General features: G+C 74.1%; 11 protein-coding genes. 9 read left to right on the forward strand and 2 right to left on the reverse strand.

The window, feature by feature from the left end; all coding sequences use genetic code 11:
- The first annotated feature begins 41 nt into the window (after positions 1 to 41).
- Genes KSK32_RS18910 through KSK32_RS18920 form a run of 3 tightly spaced genes read left to right on the forward strand, consistent with a single transcriptional unit; the run spans position 42 to position 2,565 of the window.
- Positions 42 to 1,046, forward strand: a complete 1,005-nt coding sequence (locus tag KSK32_RS18910) for a methionine synthase (protein WP_216932405.1) — start codon at positions 42 to 44, stop codon at positions 1,044 to 1,046.
- Between the two features lie 35 nt (positions 1,047 to 1,081).
- A complete protein-coding gene (locus KSK32_RS18915) occupies positions 1,082 to 1,450 on the forward strand; it encodes a VOC family protein (protein WP_216932406.1) in 369 nt (122 codons plus the stop codon).
- Positions 1,451 to 1,476: 26 nt separating this feature from the next.
- Complete coding sequence (locus KSK32_RS18920; protein ID WP_216932407.1) at positions 1,477 to 2,565, forward strand: ADP-ribosylglycohydrolase family protein; 1,089 nt, start codon at positions 1,477 to 1,479, stop codon at positions 2,563 to 2,565.
- A 34-nt stretch (positions 2,566 to 2,599) separates the two neighbouring features.
- Here KSK32_RS18920 and KSK32_RS18925 read toward each other — a convergent pair whose 3' ends face one another.
- Entirely contained in the window at positions 2,600 to 3,223 is a 624-nt protein-coding gene (locus KSK32_RS18925; RefSeq protein WP_216932408.1) for a type II toxin-antitoxin system PemK/MazF family toxin, read from the reverse strand.
- 183 nt (positions 3,224 to 3,406) lie between these two features.
- Between KSK32_RS18925 and ligA the strand changes: the two genes are divergently transcribed.
- The 5 genes from ligA to KSK32_RS34380 all read left to right on the forward strand — a co-directional run bounded on the left by ligA (position 3,407) and on the right by KSK32_RS34380 (position 11,363).
- Positions 3,407 to 5,560, forward strand: coding sequence for an NAD-dependent DNA ligase LigA (gene ligA, locus KSK32_RS18930; protein WP_374226718.1), 2,154 nt, complete (start codon positions 3,407 to 3,409; stop codon positions 5,558 to 5,560).
- A 151-nt stretch (positions 5,561 to 5,711) separates the two neighbouring features.
- A complete protein-coding gene (locus KSK32_RS18935) occupies positions 5,712 to 8,258 on the forward strand; it encodes a bifunctional diguanylate cyclase/phosphodiesterase (RefSeq protein WP_216932410.1) in 2,547 nt (848 codons plus the stop codon).
- A 105-nt stretch (positions 8,259 to 8,363) separates the two neighbouring features.
- Complete coding sequence (gatC, locus tag KSK32_RS18940) at positions 8,364 to 8,669, forward strand: Asp-tRNA(Asn)/Glu-tRNA(Gln) amidotransferase subunit GatC (RefSeq protein ID WP_013284468.1); 306 nt, start codon at positions 8,364 to 8,366, stop codon at positions 8,667 to 8,669.
- Positions 8,670 to 8,745: 76 nt separating this feature from the next.
- The gene (gene gatA, locus KSK32_RS18945; RefSeq protein ID WP_216932411.1) at positions 8,746 to 10,221 is read left to right on the forward strand and encodes an Asp-tRNA(Asn)/Glu-tRNA(Gln) amidotransferase subunit GatA; all 1,476 of its coding nucleotides are present in this window, start codon (positions 8,746 to 8,748) and stop codon (positions 10,219 to 10,221) included.
- Between the two features lie 254 nt (positions 10,222 to 10,475).
- The gene (locus KSK32_RS34380) at positions 10,476 to 11,363 is read left to right on the forward strand and encodes a putative Ig domain-containing protein (protein ID WP_289256331.1); all 888 of its coding nucleotides are present in this window, start codon (positions 10,476 to 10,478) and stop codon (positions 11,361 to 11,363) included.
- On the opposite strand, the gene KSK32_RS18955 is transcribed toward KSK32_RS34380, so the two are convergent.
- Complete coding sequence (locus tag KSK32_RS18955) at positions 11,347 to 11,943, reverse strand: hypothetical protein (protein WP_216932413.1); 597 nt, start codon at positions 11,941 to 11,943, stop codon at positions 11,347 to 11,349. The genes KSK32_RS34380 and KSK32_RS18955 overlap by 17 nt on opposite strands.
- A 139-nt stretch (positions 11,944 to 12,082) precedes the next feature.
- Here KSK32_RS18955 and gatB point away from each other — a divergent pair, with 139 nt between their 5' ends.
- Positions 12,083 to 13,576: an Asp-tRNA(Asn)/Glu-tRNA(Gln) amidotransferase subunit GatB gene (gatB, locus tag KSK32_RS18960; protein ID WP_216932414.1), complete on the forward strand. Its 1,494-nt coding sequence runs from the start codon at positions 12,083 to 12,085 to the stop codon at positions 13,574 to 13,576.
- The last annotated feature ends 11 nt before the right edge of the window (positions 13,577 to 13,587 follow it).

Here is a 13,587-nt window from a genome sequence, read left to right on the forward strand (position 1 = left end):
TCCCCGTCCGCCCTCCGGCGGGCAGCGGATAGGCTGCGGCGGTGACTGAGCAGGCGTGGCCATGGCCCACCGGTGCGGCGACGGGGATCGGGTCACTGCCCGGCACCGACATCGCCGAGGCGCAGCGGATCGTGCTCGGCGAGCTGCCCGCCCTGCCGCACCTGCCCGAGCTGCCCGCCCGTGGGCCGGGCGCGGACATCGTCGGCCGCACCGCCGGTCTGCTCGTCGAACTCCCGGTCGAGCTGTACGCGGCCCGCTGGCGGATCGCCCCGCGCCCCGGCCGGGATCTGCGCCGCGCCCGTGACCTGATGGAACGCGACCTCGACCAGCTCGCCGAGCAGGCCGAGGAGTACACCGGGCCGGTCAAGGTCCAGGCCGCCGGCCCGTTCACCCTCGCCGCCGTGCTGGAGCTGCCGATCGGCGGCCGGATGCTGCGCGACCCGGGTGCGGTACGCGACCTCGCCGGTTCGCTCGGCGAAGGGCTGCGCGGGCACGTCGAGGCGGTGACCCGGCGGCTGCCCCGCGCCTCGGTGCTGCTCCAGCTCGACGAGCCGTCCCTGCCGGCGGTGCTGGCCGGCCGGGTGCCCACCGAGAGCGGCTTCGGCACCCACCGTCCGGTGGAGACCGAGGTGGCGCGGGCGCTGCTGCGCGACGTGATCGAGGCGGCCGGCGTACCGGCGCTCGTGCACTGCTGCGCGCCGGACGCGCCGCTGGAGCTGATCCGGACCGCCGGGGCGGCAGGTGTCGCGCTCGACCTGTCGCTGGTCACCGACCTCGACCCGCTCGGCGAGGCGATCGACGCCGGGCTCGGGCTGCTGGCCGGGGCCGCGCCGACGCTGCCGCCGCCGTCCGGCCGGGCGCCGACGTCGGCCGAGGTCGCCGACCGGGTCCGGCGGGTCTGGGACCGGCTCGGCTTCCCCCGCCGCCGGCTGGCCGAGCAGGTGGTGGTCACCCCCGCGTGCGGCCTGGCCGGGGCCACCCCGGAGTACGCCCGCGCGGTGCTCACCGCCTGCCGCGACGCGGGCCGGCGGCTCGCCGAGGACTGACGTTTCCGTCGTACCCGCCGGGCACGATGGCCGGCATGATTGGACGACTGCGTTCCACAGTGATCGACTGCCCCGATCCGCACGCGCTCGCCGCCTTCTACTCCGAGCTGCTCGGCCTGCCCCTGGTGGAGGAGAACTCCGACGGCGACGAGTGGGTGGTGCTCGGAGGCCCACCCGGGCACCAGCCGCGGGTGGCCTTCCAGCGGGCGCCCGGCCTGCGCGCCCCCGACTGGCCCGACCCGGCCCGGCCGCAGCAGTTCCACCTGGACGTGACAGTCGACGACATCGAGGCGGCCGAGAAGGCGGTGCTGGCACTCGGCGCGCGGCGGCTCCCCGGCGAGGGGGAGGGCTTCCGGGTCTACGCCGACCCGGCCGGTCATCCGTTCTGCCTCTGCTGGGACTGATCTTCCGCCACTTGCGCGGCGGGGGCATGATCGCCACCGTGACCCCCTCCACCGCCACCGGCCGCGCCGCCGGTTCGCTGTTCGGCCTGGCCTACGGCGACGCCCTGGGCAAGCCGACCGAGTTCCTCACCGTCACCGAGATCGTCCGGCGCTACGGCCCGGCCGGTCCGCGTGAGCTGACCGGCGACCCGGCCCTGGTCACCGACGACACGCAGATGGCGCTCGCAGTGGCGTGGGCGCTGCACGACGCGCCCGCGTACACGGCCGGGGCGGTGGAGCCGCTGCTGCGGCAGCGCTTCGTCGACTGGTCGGTCAGCCCGGAGAACAACCGCGCCCCCGGCATGACCTGCCTGCGGGCCTGCGCCGAGCTGGCCCGCGGCGCCCGCTGGCAGGAGGCCACCGTCGCCGGTTCGAAGGGCTGCGGCGCGAACATGCGCGTCACGCCGGTCGGGCTGCTCGACGTCGACCTGGACACGATGGCCGGGCTGGCCCAGTTCCAGGCCGGTCTCACCCACGGCCACCCGACCGGGCTGGCGGCCAGCGAGCTGACCGCGTACGCGGTCCGGCTGCTGCGCGACGGCGCGGCGCTGCCGGAGCTGCCCGGCCTGCTCACCGAGCGGGCCCGGGAGCAGCGCACCGTCTACCGGGAGGACTGGCTCGGTGACCTGTGGCAGCGGCCCGGCGAGCGAAGCGCCGCCGAGTTCGTCGCCCGCGGCTGGGACGACTGCCTGCGCGTGCTCGACCGGCTGGAGGCGGCGCTGACCCGCCCGGACGACGGCGGCGACCCGTGCCGGCTCACCGGCGAGGGGTGGATCGCCGAGGAGGCGCTCGCCACCGCGCTGCTCTGCGCACTGCGCCATCCCGACGACCCGGTCGGCGCGCTGGCCCGGGGCGCCGCCACGGCCGGTGACTCGGACTCCATCGCCGCGCTGGCCGGCGCGTTCGTCGGGGCCGCGTACGGCATGGCCGCCTGGCCCGCCGCATGGGCCGGCCGGATCGAGTACGCCGGGCAGCTCACCGCGCTCGCCGCCGCGTTCGACGGGCTCGGCGCCGCGTACGACGGGGAGGCGTCCGGCGCCGGCTCACCCGGTGACGGCCGGGGACCGGCGGCGTGACCCGCCGCCCGGGTGAGGCCGGGCCGAGGCGGCGTCAGCCGGTGAGGTGGCTCAGCCGCCGGACGCCCCGCCACAGGTCCGGGTCGCAGGTGCCGGCCCGGTCGGCGAACGCGTCCAGCGCAACCGGGATCGGCTCGCTCACGTCGAGGTAGCTGTCGTGGCCGGCGTCCGGATCCCAGTCCCGGGTCGGGATCGGCAGGTGGTCGTCCCGGTCCGACTTGTCCTGGCTGGTGATCTTCAGCACCTCGGCGTCCGGGCCGTCGACCCGCAGCACCAGACAGGGACGCACCTTCGAGCCGGTCCCGTCGGCGTAGGGCACGTCGGCCCACCAGATCTCGCCGGGCCGGGGCTCGGCCCGGCCGGTCCGCCCGGCGCCGCGCGGCCTCGGCGGCGTCGTGGTGCGGTCACCCCGAGGCCCGGTGCCGGCCCGGTCATCGCGGCGTCCACCGCCGGTCCGCTCGTCGCCACGCCCGCGACCGGGCCGGTCGGTGCCCGGCCCGCCGGTCCGGCTGCCACGACCGGAGCGCGGCCGCCGGCCGCCGGCCCGGTCGCGCGTCCCGCCGGCGCGCTCGGCCGCCCGGCGCCGCCACTCGTTCCACAGCCAGCCGGCCGCGACGCAGGCCACGATCACCAGCGCCCAGATCACCCCGTCGCGCATCCGTCGCCCGCCTTCCGACCGTTGTCGACCACTACCGCCGACGCGATCGTCGCACGGCCGGGGCCGGGCCGCCCGAATGGCGCGACGGGCACCGGTTCGCCCTGCTCGGCGCGGGTGACCGGACGACTGTCACAGCCGACCGCTACGGTTCTCGGGTAGCACGAGCACGGGAGGTCGACAGCGGTGTCCGAAGGCGGCGGCGTGTCCGAAGAAGCGGTTCCCCCAGCGGTCGACGCGGCCCAGGACGCGGCGGCGGGCGCCGAGCCGACCCCGGCGGCCCGGGAGCGGCACGCCACGCTCAGCCAGGAGCTGACCGAACACCAGTACCGCTACTACGTCCTCGACGCGCCGACCGTCACCGACGTCGAGTTCGACAGGCAGCTGCGGGAGCTTGAGGCGCTGGAGGCGGAATACCCGGCGTTGCGCACCCCCGACTCGCCCACCCAGCGGGTCGGCGGCACCTTCTCCACCGACTTCACGCCGGTCGCGCACGCCGAGCGGATGCTCTCGCTCGACAACGCCTTCGCCGACGAGGAGCTGGCCGCCTGGTCCGAGCGGGTCGAGCGCGACGCGGGCGGCCCGGTGCCCTACCTGTGCGAGCTGAAGGTCGACGGGCTCGCCATCAACCTGACCTACGAGAAGGGCCGGCTGGTGCGCGCCGCCACCCGGGGCGACGGCCGCACCGGCGAGGACGTCACCGCCAACGTGCGCAGCATCAAGGGCGTGCCGGCCCGGCTGACCCCGGCCGACGACTTCCCCGACGTGCCGGATCTGATCGAGGTGCGCGGCGAGATCTACTTCCCGGTGGCCGCGTTCGCCGACCTGAACGCGAGCCTGGTCGAGCAGGGCAAGGCGCCGTTCGCCAACCCGCGCAACGCCGCCGCCGGCAGCCTGCGGCAGAAGGACCCGCGGGTGACCGCCTCCCGCCCGCTGCGCCTGGTGGTGCACGGCATCGGCGCGCGCACCGGGTTCCGGCCGGCCGCGCAGTCCGAGTCGTACGCCGCGCTCAAGGCGTGGGGGCTGCCCACCAGCGACCGGTGGCGGGTGGTGGACGACCTGGCCGGCGTCGCGGACTACATCGCCTACTACGGCAAGCACCGGCACGACGTCGAGCACGAGATCGACGGTGTGGTGGTCAAGGTCGACCCGGTCTCCATCCAGGGCCGCCTCGGCTCGACCAGCCGGGCACCCCGCTGGGCCATCGCCTTCAAATACCCGCCGGAGGAGGTCAACACCAAGCTGCTCGACATCGACGTCAACGTCGGGCGCACCGGCCGGGTCACCCCGTTCGCCGTCCTCGAACCGGTCCGGGTGGCGGGCTCCACAGTCGCGCTGGCGACCCTGCACAACGCCCGCGAGGTCGAGCGCAAGGGTGTGCTCATCGGTGACACTGTGGTGCTGCGCAAGGCCGGCGACGTGATCCCCGAGGTGCTCGGACCGGTGGTCGATCTGCGGCCGGCCGACGCCCGCCCGTTCGTCATGCCGACCACCTGCCCGGCCTGCGGCACGCCGCTCGCGCCGGCCAAGGAGAGCGACGTCGACATCCGCTGCCCCAACGGGCGGGCCTGCCCCGGTCAGATCCGCGAGCGGGTCTTCTACCTGGCCAGCCGCAAGGTGCTCGACATCGAGGTGCTCGGCGAGAAGGGCGCGGCGGCGCTGCTCGACGCCCAGATCATCACCAACGAGGGCGACCTGTTCCAGCTCGACGCCGAGCAGTTGAGCCGGTCACCGTTCTTCGTCAACAAGGACGGCAGCCTGGGCAGCAACGCCACCAAGCTGCTCGACAACCTCGCCGAGGCCAAGGAACGCGACCTGTGGCGGGTGCTGGTGGCGCTGTCCATCCGGCACGTCGGCCCGACCGCCGCCCAGGCGCTCGCCCGGCACTTCCGCTCGGTCGCCGCGATCGAGGCCGCCGGTGAGGAGGAGCTGTCCTCGGTGGACGGCGTCGGCCCGACCATCGCGGCGAGCGTGAAGGAGTGGTTCGCCGTCGACTGGCACCGCGACGTGGTGCGCAAGTGGGCCGAGGCGGGCGTACGGATGGCCGAGGAGGCCGCCGACGAGGGACCGCGACCGCTCGACGGCGTCACGGTGGTGGTCACCGGCACGCTCAGCGGGTTCAGCCGCGACCAGGCGGCCGAGGCGATCCAGGCCCGGGGCGGCAAGGTGACCGGCTCGGTCTCCAAGAAGACGGGCTTCGTGGTGGTCGGCGACAATCCCGGCTCCAAGGCCGACAAGGCCGCCACGCTGAAACTGCCGATCCTCGACGAGGACGGATTCCGCGTGCTGCTGGACTCCGGCCCGGAGGCGGCCCGCGAGGTGGCCCGGGTGGAGGACTGACAGGCTGGTCACAGCGATCGTCCGGCGGATACCAAGTTAATTACGACTACGACCGATTCGTGACTGTCGTGTCGGGGAAATCGCCTCGGAGGGCGTTTCATTGGCGTACGACGCGTGACGGCGCGCGCCAGGACGTTCCCCGGGAGGTGCGATGGAGACCGGCGACCCGCGTAACTCCGTCCCGCCCGGGCGGAGCGGGCCGTTCTTCGGTTTCGTCGGCGCGATCGGCGTGGTCGCCCTGGTGGTCTCGGCCGGCCCGCTCGTCGCGCTCGCCGACAGGTGGAGCGAACTGCCGGCCGCGTTCTGGACCATGGCGGCGCTCGCCGTCGCCTGCGACGCCCGCCCGTTCGTCCCACCCGGCCGCCGGCAGACGTCGGCGGTGTTCCCGTCGACCTGCTTCACCTTCGCCATCCTGCTCGGCTGGGGTTTCGGTCCGGCCGTCGCCGTGCAGGCGGTGGCGGTCGCGGTCAGCGGCTGGCGGCTCGGGTACGCCCCCTGGCGCACCGGATTCAACGCCGCGCAGTACGCGTGGGCGCTCGCCGCCGCGTACGCGGTCGCCCGGCTCGGCCCGGGTGAGCTGTTCGACGGCGGCCGTCTGCACTGGACCGACGTGGCGGCGGTGGGCGGCGCGACGCTCGCCTGGTTCGTGGTCAACTACGGACTGGTCAGCTCCGCGGTCCGGTTACGCTTCGGCGACAGGTGGTGGCCGAGTGTCCGCAGCGGTCTGGCCTACGAACTGCTCGCCACCGGTTCGCTGCTGCTGCTCGCGCCGGTGCTGGTGGCCGCCGCCCGGGCCAGCGCGGCGCTGATCCCGCTGGTGCTGGTGCCGCTGTTCGCGGTCTACCGGATGGCCCGGCTCTCCGCCGAACGGGAACAGCTCGCCGACGTGGACCCGCTCACCGGGCTGCCCAACCGCAAGGCTCTGCTGACCGAGGTGGCCGAGCAGGTGCACCTGCACGGCGACCGGGCCGCCCGGGGCGCGCCGGACGCGCACCTGGCGCTGCTGCTGCTCGACCTCGACCGGTTCAAGCACGTCAACGACGCGCTCGGCCACGCGGTGGGGGACCGCCTGCTGGTCGAGGTGAGCGCCCGGCTGATGGGCGCCGTGGGCGCCGGTGACATGGTGGCGCGGCTCGGCGGCGACGAGTTCGCCATCGTCGTACCCCGGCTCACCGACATCGACCAGGCCCGCGAGCGGGCCGACCGGGTGGTCGCCGCGCTCGCCGAGCCGGTGCCGCTGGACGGGCTGCCGCTGGACGTGGGCGGCGCCATCGGCATCGCGCTCTACCCCGACCACGGCGAGGACTTCGCCACCCTGATGCGCCACGCCGACGTGGCCATGTACGACGCGAAGCACCGCAACGACACCGTGGCGGTCTACGCGCCGGAGTCCGACCACAACTCGGCCGAGCGGCTGAGCCTGCTGGCCGACCTGCGCCGGGTGCTGGAGTCCGGCCCGTCCGCGCAGGGCGGGGAGACGGTCGGCGTACGCGGGGGTGACGGCGCCGCCCTGGAGGCGGCGCTGCCGGTCCGGGCCGACCGCCCGGCCCGCAACCAGCGTCCGGCGCGCGACGGAGGCCGGGGCGGCCGGCGGTCCGGCGATCGGCCGAACCGGTGGCTGCGGCGGCGCCGCGAGCGCGTCGAGGAGCGGCACGACGACGACCTGATCGAGCGGATCCTCACCGGTGCCGACCCGATCCGCCGCCGCGCCGCCCGCGGCGGTGCCGGGCCGGTCGCGGGTCCGCTGGTGGTCGGCGGCGCGGAGTTCGCGCCGGAGACGGCGACCGCCGACGCCGACGTCACCCAGGATGCGGAGGCCGCCGTGAGCACCGGCGCGCCGGGGGTCATCGGGCCGACCGCCGACGGGAGCACCACGGCCGAGCCGGACGAGCAAGCCGGGCACCCGGGCGAGATCACCATGTACTACCAGCCGCAGATCGCCATCGCCACCGGCGAGGTGGTGGGCGTCGAGGCGCTGCTGCGCTGGCGGCACCCGCGCCGGGGCATGGTCGACCCGGGCGAGCTGATCCAGGTCGCCGAGCAGAGCGCGGTGATGCGGCTGCTCACCCGCCGGGTGGTGGACGACGTGGTGGAGCAGCTCGCCAAGTGGTCGGCGGCCGGGCTCACGCTGCGGGCCGCGCTCAACGTCAGTGTCCGTGACCTGCACACCGGTGAGATCGCCGACCAGATCGCCGACCGGCTGACCCGGTACGGCGTGCCGCCGGAGCGCCTCCAGGTGGAGATCACCGAGGGCGCGCTGATGGCCGACCCGCGGCGGGTGCTCGCCAGCATCACCCAGTTGCACCGGATCGGCGTCGGCATCGCGCTCGACGACTTCGGCACCGGCTACTCGTCGCTTCAACACCTGCGCCGGCTTCCGCTGTCCGAGGTGAAGGTGGACCGGTCGTTCGTCCTGGGAATGGCCGACGACCCGGACGACGCGGCGATCGTCCGCTCGACGATCGAGCTGGCCGGTGCGCTCGGGCTGCGGGTGGTGGCCGAGGGGGTGGAGGACGAGCGCACCTGGCGGATGCTGCACGCCGCCGGGTGCGACGTGGCGCAGGGCTGGTTCCACGCCCGGCCGATGCCGGCCGAGGACCTGGTGGCCTGGCTGTCCCGCTACCGTCCGGTGCGTCCGGCGGAGGCGGGCAGCCGCAGCGGTCCGGCCCCGGAGGGGGAGTCGAAGGCGTCGTCCTGACGGCGGGACAATAGACTCGCTCCGGTCACCGCGCGTCATCGAGTACGCCCGTACGCGCGGCCGGCCCACCGCAGACGTCTCAGGACAGCCACGAAGGGGGCACTGATGGCCGCCATCTCCCGCGAGGAGGTCGCGCACCTCGCGCGACTGTCGCGGCTCGCCGTCACGGAGGAGGAACTGGACACCTTCGCCGGCCAGCTGGATGTGATCCTCCAGTCGGTCGCGCAGGTCGGCGAGGTCGCCGCGGCGGACATCCCGCCGACGTCCCACTCCGTGCCGCTGACGAACGTCCTCCGCGAGGACGTGGTGCGGCCGGGCCTGACCCCGCAGGAGGCGCTGTCGGGCGCCCCCGACGCCGAGGAGCAGCGGTTCCGCGTACCGCGGATCCTGGACGAGGATGTGGCCTCATGAGCGAGCGCAGCGAGCGAATCATCAGGCTCAGCGTGGCTGTCGGTCGTGACGGCACGGAGCGAAGCGGAGTGCCGGCATGACCGACCTGACGAAGCTGACCGCCGTCGAGATCGCCGGACTGGTGGCGGGCGGCGAGACCTCCGCTGTCGAGGTCACCCAGGCCCACCTGGACCGCATCGGCGCCGTCGACGACCGGGTGCACGCGTTCCTGCACGTCGACACCGAGGGGGCCCTCGCCGCCGCGCGTGCCGTGGACGAGCGCCGCGCCGCCGGTGCGGAGCTGGGCCCGCTCGCCGGGGTGCCGGTCGCGGTGAAGGACGTCCTGACCACCAAGGGTGTGCCGACCACTGTCGGTTCGAAGATCCTGGAGGGCTGGCGCCCGCCGTACGACTCGACGATCGTCGAGCGGCTGCGCGACGCCGGCACGGTGATGCTCGGCAAGACGAACATGGACGAGTTCGCGATGGGCTCCTCCACCGAATACTCGGCGTACGGACCGAGCCGTAACCCGTGGGACCTGGAGCGGATCCCGGGCGGCTCCGGTGGTGGCAGCGCGGCGGCGCTGGCCGCGTACGAGGCGCCGCTGTCGATCGGCTCGGACACCGGCGGCTCGATCCGCCAGCCCGGTGCGGTCACCGGCACGGTCGGCGCGAAGCCCACCTACGGCGGCACCTCCCGCTACGGCCTGGTCGCGTTCTCCTCGTCGCTGGACACGCCCGGCCCGTGTGCGCGTACCGTGCTCGACGCCGCGTTGCTGCACCAGGTGATCGGCGGTCACGACCCGCGCGACTCCACCTCGATCCCGGCCCCGGTGCCGGACGTGGTGGCCGCGGCGCGGCGCGGCGCCTCCGGCGACCTGACCGGCGTCAAGCTCGGCGTGGTCACCGAGTTCACCGGTGAGGGCGCGGAGCCGGGCGTGATGGCCGCGTTCCGTGACGCCGCCGAGGCGCTGGCGAAGCTCGGCGCGGAGATCGTCGAGGTCTCCTGCCCGCACTTCAAGTACGCGCTGCCGGCGTACTACCTGATCGCGCCCAGCGAGTGCTCCTCCAACCTGGCCCGGTTCGACGGCGTCCGGTTCGGCCTGCGGGTCGGCGACGACGGCAACCGGTCGCTGGAGGAGGTCATGTCGCTGACCCGCGAGGCCGGCTTCGGTCCCGAGGTCAAGCGGCGCATCATGATCGGCACGTACGCGCTCTCCTCGGGCTACTACGACGCCTACTACGGCCAGGCGCAGAAGGTCCGCACGCTGATCACGCGGGACTTCACCAGCGCGTTCGAGCAGGTCGACGCGCTGATCTCGCCGACCACGCCGTTCGTGGCGTTCCCGATCGGGTCGCGCACCGCCGACCCGTACCAGATGTACCTGGCCGACCTGTTCACCATCCCGGCGAACCTGTACGGCGGCCCGGCCATCTCCGTGCCGTGCGGCCTGTCCGACGGGCTTCCGGTCGGCTTCCAGATCATGGCGCCGACCCTGGCCGACGACCGGATGTACCGGGTCGCCGCCGCGTTGGAGGGCGCCGTCGGCACGCTCACCCCGCCGACGCTCTGACCCCAGGGGTACGGAGGCGGGCCGTCCGCCTCCGTACCGGAAGATGTCCCGCGCCCGGTGCGGTCACCACTACCGCGCCGGGCGCGGCTGTCGTCGCGGCGACACGACGCACGCCGGTAAGCGGATTGTGCCGGATCACTGGCACCGGTTGAATAGACTCCGAGTCTGCTGAATCGACTGGATCCTGCCCCGCTGGCGGACGCGAGCGGTTCCGACCGAGACCTGGATGTGCGATGGGGACACTTCGCCCGGTCATGGCCCTGACGATGGTTGCGGCGTTGCTGCTGGGCGCCGCGCAGCCCGCCATCGCGCAGCCCGCCACCGCCACCACCGAGACGGTCACCATCACCTCGGGCAAGCCCCGGCCGGTCATGTACATCGGGCAGGTCTACGCGATCCACACCGTCGAGGCGGCAGGTGGCACCGAGCCGTACCGGTTGTCGGTGACCTCGGGGAGTCTGCCGCCGGGGATGCTCGTGGTGGGGACGTCGCTCGGGGGCGCGCCGACCACCCCTGGCACGTACCCGTTCACCCTGCGGATGACCGACCAGAACGACCTCTTCGACGAGCAGGACGCCACCGTCGTCGTCGCCGTGGCAGCGACCGCCTTCACCTCCGGCGAACCGCCCGCCGCCGCCGTCGGGAAGCCCTACTCCTTCCGCTTCACCGCCGACGGTGACTCGGACATCGCGTTCGCCGTGGCCGCCGGTGCCCTGCCGGGCGGTCTCACCCTCGACGAGGAGGGCAAGCTCAGCGGCACCCCGAGCATGGCCGGCACGTTCGCCTTCACCGTCGCGGCGAAGGGATACAGCACCAGCGCCACGAAGCAGGTCTCGCTGACCGTCGCCGCCCGGACCCCGGGCACCCCCACGGCGACCCCGACCGGCTCGACGCCCACTCCCACCGCCCCGGCGGCCACGCCGACCGCCAGTGATCCGGCCGCCACGCCGTCGGAGAGCAGCCTCCCGGCGACGCCTCAGCCGACCGCCTCGCCGTCGACTGTGAGCGGCGCGTGGCTGCCGATCACCGGGCCGGGTTCGCCGCTCGTACTGCTGCTGTTGAGCGTCGTGGCCTTCTCGGTCGGCGGCATCCTGCTCGTGCTGGCGTACAACCGGCGGCGGCGCTTCACCGCACCCGAGTGACGCCCGTCCCGGGCCCGGTCGTGTCGGAGTGTTCCGTCACCGCCAGGTAGCGGCGCGCCTCCCGGAGTTCGCGCCACCGCAGCCACGCGGTGCCCGACCACAACGCGATGAGGACGCTGGCGACCAGCCGGGTGGACCACCGGGTGCCGCCCGCGAGCAGCAGCGTCTGCAGCGCCGCCAAGCCCAGGTAGAGCCACAACTGCCAACGTTGCCCGAGCCGGCGGCGGGCCTCCCGGCGGGCGGCGGCGTCCACGGCCGGATCGGTGGCCCGGCCCGCGCGTAGCGCGTCCCGCACGGCGGCGGCCGGGCTTGCGGGGGAGGGACGCATCCGCGGCACCAGCCGCCGGCCGAGCAGCAGCGCCGCACCTGCACCGACGAGTGCGGGCACGGCCGTGACGAGGAACAGGCCCACCACGTCCTGGAAGTCGCGCTCGCCTTCGGTCGCCCACATCCCGACCGCCAGCGCGGGCACGCCGAGCGCCACCACCCCGGCCACCAGCACCACGCCCGTCGTTACCGGACCGCCTCTGCGCGGAGCCGCCCGGTTCACTGCCGCCGCGTCGTCCCCCGCATTCGTCATCGTCGACACGTACCCCCGCGGTGCTCTTCGCATGCCGGCGCGGCGAGGTCCGCGCGCTGATCTCGAAGCCCGGCAGCGGGGTGGCCGGGCCAGCCGATTAGGCTGGAACGGTTCTGTCCGGATCGCGCCTGGAGCTCAGATGACGACGACACTGCCCGCGTACGACGAGGTCGTCGCGCGCTTCGAACCGGTGATCGGCCTGGAGACCCACGTCGAGCTGGGCACGAACACCAAGATGTGGTGCGGCTGCCCGACCGACTTCGGCGGCGAGCCGAACACCCGGGTCTGCCCGGTCTGCCTCGGCCTGCCCGGATCGCTGCCGGTGGCGAACAAGGCCGCCATCGAGGCGACCATCCGGATCGGGCTGGCGCTGAACTGCTCGATCGCCGAGTGGTGCCGATTCGCCCGGAAGAACTACTTCTACCCGGACATGCCGAAGAACTTCCAGATCAGCCAGTACGACGAGCCGCTGTGCTTCGACGGCTACCTGGACGTCGAGGTGAACGGCGAGCTGGTCCGCATCGGCATCGAGCGGGTGCACCTGGAGGAGGACACCGGCAAGACGCTGCACGTCGGCGGTGCCACCGGCCGCATCCACGGCGCCACCGAGTCGCTGGTCGACTACAACCGGGCCGGCATCCCGCTCGTCGAGATCGTCACCAAGCCCATCCCCGGCACCGGAGCGCTCGCGCCCGAGGTTGCCCGCGCGTACGTCGCCGAGCTGCGTGACGTCATCCGCTCGCTCGGCGTCTCCGACGTGCGGATGGAGGAGGGCTCGCTGCGCTGCGACGTCAACACGTCGCTGAACCGGCCGGGCGAGGAGTGGGGCACCCGCACCGAGACCAAGAACGTCAACTCGCTGCGCTCGGTCGAGCGGGCGGTGCGCTCGGAGATGCTGCGCCAGGCGTCGGTGCTGGAGGCCGGCGGCCGGATCACGCAGGAGACCCGGCACTTCCACGAGGACACCGGCGACACCACGTCGGGCCGGTCCAAGGAGACCGCCACCGACTACCGGTACTTCCCGGAGCCGGACCTGGTGCCGCTGGCCCCGGACACCGCGTGGGTGGCCGAGCTGAAGGCCGCCCTGCCGGAGCTGCCGCGGCTGCGCCGCATGCGGATCCAGCAGGAGTGGGGCCTGTCCGACCTCGACATGCAGTCGGTGGTCAACGCCGGCGCGGTCGAGCTGATCGAGGCGACGGTGGCCTCCGGCGCCACCCCGGCCGCCGCCCGTAAGTGGTGGCTGGGCGAGCTGTCCCGCCGCGCCAACGAGACCGGCGTGGAGCTGGCCGACGTCGGTGCGACCCCGGCCCAGGTCGCCGAGCTGCAGGGCCTGGTCGACGCAGGCAAGCTCAACGACAAGCTGGCCCGTACCGTGCTGGAGGGCGTGGTGGCCGGCGAGGGCTCGCCGACCGAGATCATGACCAACCGCAACCTGGAGGTCGTCTCGGACACCGGCGCGCTCACCGCCGCCGTGGACGAGGCGATCGCCGCCAACCCGGACGTCGCCGACAAGATCCGCAGCGGCAAGGTCGCGGCGGCCGGCGCGCTCGTCGGCGCGGTCATGAAGACCACCCGCGGCCAGGCGGACGCGAAGACCGTCCGCGAGCTGATCCTGGCCCGCCTCGGCGCCTGACGTGTAAGGAA

Origin of the sequence: Micromonospora sp. WMMB482 (assembly GCF_019038635.1) — a bacterium.
In the GTDB taxonomy this organism is placed as follows: domain Bacteria; phylum Actinomycetota; class Actinomycetes; order Mycobacteriales; family Micromonosporaceae; genus Micromonospora; species Micromonospora marina.

Coding starts and splice junctions, on each gene's coding strand:
- KSK32_RS18915 (WP_216932406.1), top strand. CDS start 1,082: ATGATTGGACGACTGCGTTCCACAGTGATCGACTGCCCCGATCCGCAC.
- KSK32_RS18920 (WP_216932407.1), top strand. CDS start 1,477: ATGATCGCCACCGTGACCCCCTCCACCGCCACCGGCCGCGCCGCCGGT.
- KSK32_RS18925 (WP_216932408.1), bottom strand. CDS start 3,223: ATGCGCGACGGGGTGATCTGGGCGCTGGTGATCGTGGCCTGCGTCGCG.
- KSK32_RS18935 (WP_216932410.1), top strand. CDS start 5,712: ATGGAGACCGGCGACCCGCGTAACTCCGTCCCGCCCGGGCGGAGCGGG.
- gatC (WP_013284468.1), top strand. CDS start 8,364: ATGGCCGCCATCTCCCGCGAGGAGGTCGCGCACCTCGCGCGACTGTCG.
- gatA (WP_216932411.1), top strand. CDS start 8,746: ATGACCGACCTGACGAAGCTGACCGCCGTCGAGATCGCCGGACTGGTG.
- KSK32_RS34380 (WP_289256331.1), top strand. CDS start 10,476: ATGGCCCTGACGATGGTTGCGGCGTTGCTGCTGGGCGCCGCGCAGCCC.
- KSK32_RS18955 (WP_216932413.1), bottom strand. CDS start 11,943: ATGACGAATGCGGGGGACGACGCGGCGGCAGTGAACCGGGCGGCTCCG.
- gatB (WP_216932414.1), top strand. CDS start 12,083: ATGACGACGACACTGCCCGCGTACGACGAGGTCGTCGCGCGCTTCGAA.